This is a genomic window from Candidatus Methylomirabilota bacterium, assembly GCA_036001065.1.
GTDB lineage: Bacteria > Methylomirabilota > Methylomirabilia > Rokubacteriales > CSP1-6 > MNEF01.
In genome coordinates, this window is the sequence record DASYUQ010000010.1 from 1 (window position 1) to 6,928 (window position 6,928).

The 6,928-nt window shown below is 67.7% G+C and carries 6 protein-coding genes; 1 reads left to right on the forward strand and 5 read right to left on the reverse strand.

Annotated features, from left to right (window positions below; genetic code table 11):
* A partial coding sequence (locus VGV13_01010; protein ID HEV8639662.1) for a hypothetical protein occupies positions 1–1,462 on the reverse strand: 1,462 nt, incomplete at its 3' end.
* A gap of 137 nt (positions 1,463–1,599) precedes the next feature.
* Positions 1,600–2,907, reverse strand: a complete 1,308-nt coding sequence (locus tag VGV13_01015; GenBank protein ID HEV8639663.1) for a serine hydrolase domain-containing protein — start codon at positions 2,905–2,907, stop codon at positions 1,600–1,602.
* Positions 2,908–3,026: 119 nt separating this feature from the next.
* Between VGV13_01015 and VGV13_01020 the strand changes: the two genes are divergently transcribed.
* Positions 3,027–4,118, forward strand: a complete 1,092-nt coding sequence (locus tag VGV13_01020) for a mandelate racemase/muconate lactonizing enzyme family protein (protein HEV8639664.1) — start codon at positions 3,027–3,029, stop codon at positions 4,116–4,118.
* Between the two features lie 27 nt (positions 4,119–4,145).
* On the opposite strand, the gene VGV13_01025 is transcribed toward VGV13_01020, so the two are convergent.
* The 3 genes from VGV13_01025 to VGV13_01035 form a co-directional block, all read right to left on the reverse strand.
* Positions 4,146–5,447: a TRAP transporter large permease gene (locus tag VGV13_01025; GenBank protein ID HEV8639665.1), complete on the reverse strand. Its 1,302-nt coding sequence runs from the start codon at positions 5,445–5,447 to the stop codon at positions 4,146–4,148.
* Positions 5,434–5,967 carry a TRAP transporter small permease gene (locus VGV13_01030; protein ID HEV8639666.1) on the reverse strand — a complete coding sequence of 178 codons (534 nt, stop codon included), beginning with the start codon at positions 5,965–5,967 and terminating at the stop codon, positions 5,434–5,436. Before VGV13_01030 ends, VGV13_01025 begins: the two co-directional genes overlap by 14 nt.
* Before the next feature lie 7 nt (positions 5,968–5,974).
* Positions 5,975–6,928 (reverse strand): TRAP transporter substrate-binding protein (locus VGV13_01035; GenBank protein ID HEV8639667.1); only part of this gene is annotated, 954 nt, incomplete at its 5' end.

Genomic DNA, 6,928 nt, shown 5'->3' on the forward strand with positions numbered 1-6,928 from the left:
CGGGAATCTGGAACCGCCAGAACGCTTCGATCTGCCACTGCGGCGACCCGTACCAGAGGGAGTCGGAGCCGAACACGACCCGCTGCGGCCCCATGAACTTCATGAGCTGGCCGATGAGGTGGGCCCAGACGGTGGGGAAGGCGATGACGGTGGAGGCGAACGTCGAGCCGACCTCCGCGTACACGTTCGGGAGGTCCCGGGCGAGCATCGCGAACCGGGTCGTCCAGCGGATGTCGGGAACGCCTTCTCGGAGCGGCGGCGAGCTGCTCAAGAGCTGCTGGATCGGCTCGGGGCTGTAGAAGAGCACCGGTCCGATGCAAGCGTGGTAGATGATGAAGTTGAGGTTCGGCCAGTCATGGGCGGCGTCCGGGATGTCGTCGGGGTTGCCCCGCTCAGGCCTATCATCTGCGGGCACGTCCACCGGCGCGAAGCCCTTGTGGACGCAGATGTTCCCGAACCCTGGCCGCTCTCGCCGGAGGCGGGCCTGGTGACTGCTGATGAGCGCGTAGGTCTGATAGGCGGCGTCCTCGTCGAGCCGCCACTCGCGCATCAAGCTGTTGGGATCGGCGTCCTTCGCCGCCAGCGAGATGCAGTACCCCTTCCACGAGTCGGGCTTGTTCTCGTCGATCTGCCGCTGGATGTTGTGGAGGTTGCCGACGCCGACGTACAGGAGACCGTGGGCGTGGAGGCGCTTGGAGCCGGAGATCTGGTTGACGAAGTTCCTCACCGCGGCCGTCTGGGCGGCGGTGAGAATCTCCAGTTTCTCGGCATCGTCCGTATTTTTCGGGATGCCGTTCGTGATGAAGCCGGGCAGGAACCCGGTGATGTTGCTCAGGACACCCGTGGTCACCTGGCTGTTGAAGTAGAGATCCTTGATGAACTGCACCAGGTGGAAGATGTCCGGCCCCATGGAGTCGTCGATCAGGGCCGCGTTCCAGTTCGACCAGGGGCTCCCGAGCTCGTCGAGCAGGCCGCCGGGATTGAATGGATTGGCGGGGAACTCGCTATGCGGCGAGGTCGGCCCCTGAGCGAGGGCCCGCAGCACCCTGGGCCCCAGGATGCTGGAGCGAACCATGTGGAGCTGGTCATCGAAGACGAAGAGGTTCCGCGGCGCCCCTGTCGCCGCGAAGGCCTCGGACTCGAACATCTCAAGGGGACTAACGTTGAAGAAGCGTCCGTAGACCTCGTTCATCGCCAGGAAGGCGGCGGCCATGCCCCCGGTGCCTGCCAGGAACTTGCGCCGGCTGATGCCCAGCTTCCCGGCGGCGCCGTCGGCGAGCTCCTTCGTGCGGGCTTCGACCCTCTTCTGCTCCTGGGTCTGGGGCATGGGCATGTATTCGCCGTTCGACACGATCTGGGTCGGGATCGGCGAGCGGAAGGCTTCGGCCTGGTCGGCTCGGGCGCACTTCGCCCGCTGCTCGTCGCTCAGCCAGGTATCGTCCGTGCGATCGTCACGCGACATTTTCAGACTCCGTTTTCTGAGCCTCGGCGGCACCAACGATGTTTTGAGACAGAAACCGGCGCTCGAGCGCACGTGAGAGGGGATCGGTGGGCCCCGGCAGATCACCCCATTGGTCTGTCCCTGCGGGCGACGCTCCCCTAGTCGACGATCGCCTGGTAGACGAGCTGCTTGACGAGCTTTCGGTACTGGACCCGCATGGGACCGGGAGCCTGGCTCATCAGGACGCCGACCAGTTCCTCCTTCGGATCGATCCAGAAGTACGTCCCGGCGAATCCGGCCCACATGAACTCACCGGCTGACCCCGGCGTGCCGGCGACGCCCGGGCCCTGCCGCACAGCAAAGCCCAGGCCGAAGGTGTAGCCGGGCGTGCCGAGCAGCAGCTCACCGGGGCTGGTTGGAGCGTTGACCCGGGCCAGGTGATCCGACGTCATCAAGCTGACGGTGCTGCGGCTCAGCAGGCGGACGCCGTCGAGGTTGCCGCCATTCAGCAGCATCTGGCCGAAACGCAGGTAGTCGTCGGCGGTCGAGACCGCCCCCGCTCCGCCCGACGCGTTCTTTGGCGCCACCGACACGTCGAGGAGCTTGATCGGGCTGCCGGTCGCCGGATCGGTTGGCAGCGGCTGGGCGAGCCGCCCGAGCCTTTCCCGGGGAACGACGAACCCGGAGTCCCTCATCTTGAGCGGCGCGAACAGACGGTCCTCGAGGAACTCGCCGAGCGGCATCCGCGAGACGGCCTCGATGACGCGGCCGAGCACATCCGTGGAGAGGCTGTACTCCCACACGGCGCCGGGCTGGTGGGCGAGCGGCGCCTTCCCCAGCCCTTCGACCTGCTCCGCCGGCGTCACCCCGCGGGCGTCAAAGGGGAGACCGGTCGGGAGGTACGCGCCGGCCTTGGCGTAGCCTTCCTTGACCGGCTGGTTCACCGTGATCTCTCCGTAGGCCAGGCCCGAGGTGTGCCGGAGCAGGTCCTGGATCGTCATTTCCCGTTCCGCGGGCACCAGCGTGTAGGTCACCCGGCCGAAGACCGGATCGACCTTCGGCACGCTGACCTGGAGCTTCGCCAGCGGCGGCAAGAACTTGGACACCGGGTCGGTGAGGACCAGGCGCCCCTCCTCCATCAGCATCACCGCCGCGACGGAGACGATGGGCTTGGTCATCGAGTAGATGCGAAAGATCGTGTCCCTGGTCATCGGGGCGCCGGCGGCCTTGTCGCGAAAGCCGAAGCTCTCGGCGTAGGCAACGCGGCCCTTTCGGGCGACCACCAGGACCGCCCCGGGAAGCTTGCCTTGCTCGATCTCGCTTCTCAGAATCGGGCCGATGCGGGCCAGCCGCTCCGGGGCGAGACCCACCTCCTGGGGCCGGACTGAAGGCAACGCCTGGGCCCAGGCAATCGTGGCGGAGAGCGGGAACGTTGCGAAGACGACGAGACTGACGAGTCGTCTCATGGCGCACCTCCTGAGGCGAAACCGGGGAACGGGGGAATGCTAGGGCTGCTGCTGGTCGCCTGTCAACCGCCGATCAGCGACGGTATACTCCTCGGGCACCCGCACCGGACGGAGGGCCCATGAAGATCACCGCCATCGAAGCCACCACCCACCGCGTCCCGATCCAGGCGCCGCTGCTCACCGAGCCGCTCACGCCCCAGTTCGTGTTCGTGCGCGTGACGACCGACACCGGGCTCACCGGCTACGGGCTCACCGGCGGCATCCAACGGTTCGCCACGAAGGAACTGATCAACCGCCAGATCGCCCCGCTGCTCGTCGGCCAGGACCCGCTGACGACGGAGCGCCACTGGCACAGCCTCTTCCGCGCCCTGAACCCGCGGGCCCAGACCGGCGTCTGGTCCTCGGCGGTGAGCGCGGTGGACATCGCCCTCTGGGACCTCAAGGGCAAGCACTTCCGCGAGCCGGTCTGGCGCCTCCTCGGCGGCGCCAACCAGACGGTCCAGGCCTACGTCACCTTCGGCCTCCTGGAGTACACGCGGGAGCAGCTCGTGGAGGCGGCCAAGCAGTTCGCCGCCGAGGGCCACGACAAGCTCAAGATGGTGGTGGCGGTGAACGGCGCCCAGGACCCGGCCGAGGACGCCGCGCGCGTGCGGGCGGTGCGCGAGGCCGTGGGCGACGGCGTCGAGCTGATGGTGGACGCCAACTACCTCTTCGCGTTTCCCCACGCGCTCGACCTCTGCAAGCGCATCGAGGGCTACGGGATCACGTGGTTCGAGGAGCCGGTCTACGGGAACGACGCGCGCCTCCTTGCCAACCTCCGGCGCCAGACGCGCATCCCCATCGCCGCCGGCCAGAACGAAGGCCACAAGTGGCGCCATCGCGAGCTGCTGGTCCACGAGGCGGTGGACGTGCTCCAGCCCAACGTCGTGTGGGTCGGAGGCTACACCGAGGCCCTGAAGGTCGCCGCCATGGCCCAGGCCTTCAACGTGCCGATCGCCAACGGCGGCGGCTGGCCCCACCACAACATGCATCTCATCGCCGGCGTGTCGAACGGCTGGCGCGTGGAGTTCCACCTGGTGATGTGGCGTGTGGGCGAGGCGATCTTTCAGGACCCGCCCAAGCCGTCGCGCGGGATGGTCACCCTGCCCGAGCGCCCCGGCCTCGGGCTCGAGCCCAAAGAGGACGTGCTCAAGGAGACGCGAGAGCCCTGACGGCGACCGCGCATCGGCGCCCGCGCGCTACACGAACTTGGGCATCACCAGCCGGGGGATGAGCAGGATCAGCTTCGGGAAGAGGATCACCAGCAGCAAGGCTGCCAGCATCGGCGCCAGGATGATCAGGACGTCCCGGATGGCCTGCGAGACCCGGATCCTGGCGATGTGGCAGTCGATCAGGAGGCAGAGCCCGTAGGGCGGCGTCACCAGGCCGAAGGCCAGCGAGACGACCCCGATGATGGCGAAGTGCACCGGATGCATGCCGACGGCCTGGGCCAGCGGGGTCAACAGCGGCCCCGCGATGATGATGGCCGGCACCGCGTCGATGAAGCACCCGATCACGAGGAACAGGCCGGCCTCGATGAGCCCGACGGTGGTCACGCCGACGCCATAGGGCGCCAGGAACGCGACGACGGTCTTGGGGATCTGGTAATAAGCGAGCAGCCAGCCGAACGCCGACGCCGTCCCGATGCAGAACAGCGAGATGGAGGCCAGGCGCGCCGTCTCGTACAGGCACTGGCGGACGTTCTGCACGCCGAGCGAGCGGTACACGAAGACCCCGATGGCCAGGCTGTAGAGGACCGCCACCACGGAGGCCTCCGTCGGCGTGAAGAACCCGCCCACGACGCCGCCGATGATGATCACGGGCGTCAGCATCGCGAAGGACGCCCGCCCGAAGGCCACGATGAAGTCGCGCACCGAGGCGCGCGCGTAGACGGGATAGCCGCGCAGGCGCGCATAGACGAAGGTCGCGGCCATCTGCGACAGCCCCACCAGCACGCCCGGGATCACGCCGGCCAGGAACAGCGCTCCGATCGACACGTTCATCACCCCGCCCCAGACCACCATGAGGATGCTGGGCGGGATGATGACGCCGATCACCGAGGAGCAGGCGGTGATGGCGACGGTGAAGCTGGCGTCGTAGCCCTGCTTGCGCATGGCGGGGATGATGATCGAGCCCTCGCCGGCGGCGTCGGCGGTGGACGATCCCGAGATGCCGGCAAAGATCATGCTGACCACGACGTTGACGTAGGCCAGGCCGCCCCGGAACTGGCCCACCAGGCAGGTGGTCAGGTCCATCAGCCGCTCGGTGATGCCCGCCGTGTTCATGAGGGTGGCGGCCAGCACGAAGAAGGGCACCGCCAGCAGGATGAAGGAGTTGTAGGCCTTCGTCATCTCGCCGAGCATGAGGATCGGTTGCAGGCGGTCGTCGAGGGCGAAGATCGGCAGGCAGGCCAGGCCCAGCGCGAAGGCCACCGGCACGCGCAGCACGATCAGCGCGCCGAAGATCCCGAACATGATCGCCGCCACCTCACCGGGCGACATCGGGATTCCCCCTGAGCCGCGCGAGCGCGGACTCGTCGCCCTTGAGCACGGCCACCGCGGCCACGATGCGCTCGCCGAGGAAGGCGACCCAGGTGAGCCCGGCCACCAGGTAGGCGCCGTGGATGAAGACGAGGTTGATGCCGGTTAGCTCGGAGGTCTGCGTGTAGCCGAACTGCGCGTAGCGCCAGCCGTAGCCCACGAAGACGAGGGCCACGACCAGCATGAGCAGGATGACGATCAGCCGCTGCACGGCCTCGCCCCGGGCGCTCTTCGGCGCGGGCAGCACGTCCACCTCGAAGTGCGTGCCCTCGCGAACCGCGATCATCGCCCCCAGCATGATGATCCAGATGAAGCAGAACCGCGCCGCTTCTTCCGTCCAGATGTAGCGCGGGATCAGCCCCGTGTAGCGCGACACGATCTGCAGCGTCACGGGGACGATCATGAAGGCCAGCAGCGCGGTCACGAGGAGCTGGAGCAGGCGGAACCACGCGTCCAGCGCCTTGCCGAGGGCCCGGGCCACGCGCGGGCTACTTGACGGCGTCGATCGCCTGGAGGACCTTGTCGGCCTCCACCTCCTTGGCGAAGGCGATCTTCACGGGGGCGACGAGCTCGAGCAGCTTGGCGCGCTGGGCGAACGGGTGGACGCGCACCTTGCCGTCGGCCCGGAGCTTCTCGAGGATCTTCTCGTCCTCGCGGCGCTCCCAGTCGCGACCGTAGGCGCCGGCCTCCCGGCCCGCCTTGAGGATCGCCTGCTGTAGATCATTGGGCAACTTGCGGAAGGTCTTCCCGGAGAAGCACAGCGGCCGGATCGTGATCGCGTGCTGGGTCTGCGAGACCTCCGGCGCCACCTCGTGCCACTTCATCTGCGACCAGCCGGGGCTCTCGTTCTCGCCGGCCTGGATCACGCCGGTCTGGATGGCGTTGTAGACCTCGTCGTAGGCGATGACGGTCGGCGCCGCCGTGATGGCCTGGAAGATGCGCGTCTGGATCGGGGCCCCCATCACGCGGATCGACAGCTGCTTGAGCTCCTCCATGTTGCGCACGGGCCTTTTGGCCACGATGTTCCTGACGCCGCCGCCTCCGTAGCCGATGAGGATGACGTCGGCCTTGGCCGACACGTCGTCGGCGATGGGCCGGAGCGCGTCGCCGGTCGTCATCACCTTGCGCCAGTGGTCGAGGTCGCGGAACAGGAACGGCATGTCCATGAGCGTCGCCTGCTTGGAGAAGGTCGCCATGTGCGAGGGGGCCACGATCGCGTAGTCCACCGAGAGCCCCTGGCTCATGTAGCCGAAGTAGTCCTTCTCCAGGCCCAGCTCGCGATTGCGGTGGAGCTTGAACTCCACCGGCTTGCCGTAATACTTCTGCACGAGCTCGGCGAACTTCAGCATGGTCTGGTTGAACGAGTGGCTGTCGTCGAACTGGCTGGCCCCACGGAGCGTGATGGTCTGGGCCGCGGCCGGCCCCACGCCGGCCAGGGCCAC

What these genes read in the sequence shown, in the direction of transcription:
- VGV13_01015 (HEV8639663.1), bottom strand. Translation starts at nt 2,907, where the DNA reads ATGAGACGACTCGTCAGTCTCGTCGTCTTCGCAACGTTCCCGCTCTCC.
- VGV13_01025 (HEV8639665.1), bottom strand. Translation starts at nt 5,447, where the DNA reads ATGTCGCCCGGTGAGGTGGCGGCGATCATGTTCGGGATCTTCGGCGCG.
- VGV13_01020 (HEV8639664.1), top strand. Translation starts at nt 3,027, where the DNA reads ATGAAGATCACCGCCATCGAAGCCACCACCCACCGCGTCCCGATCCAG.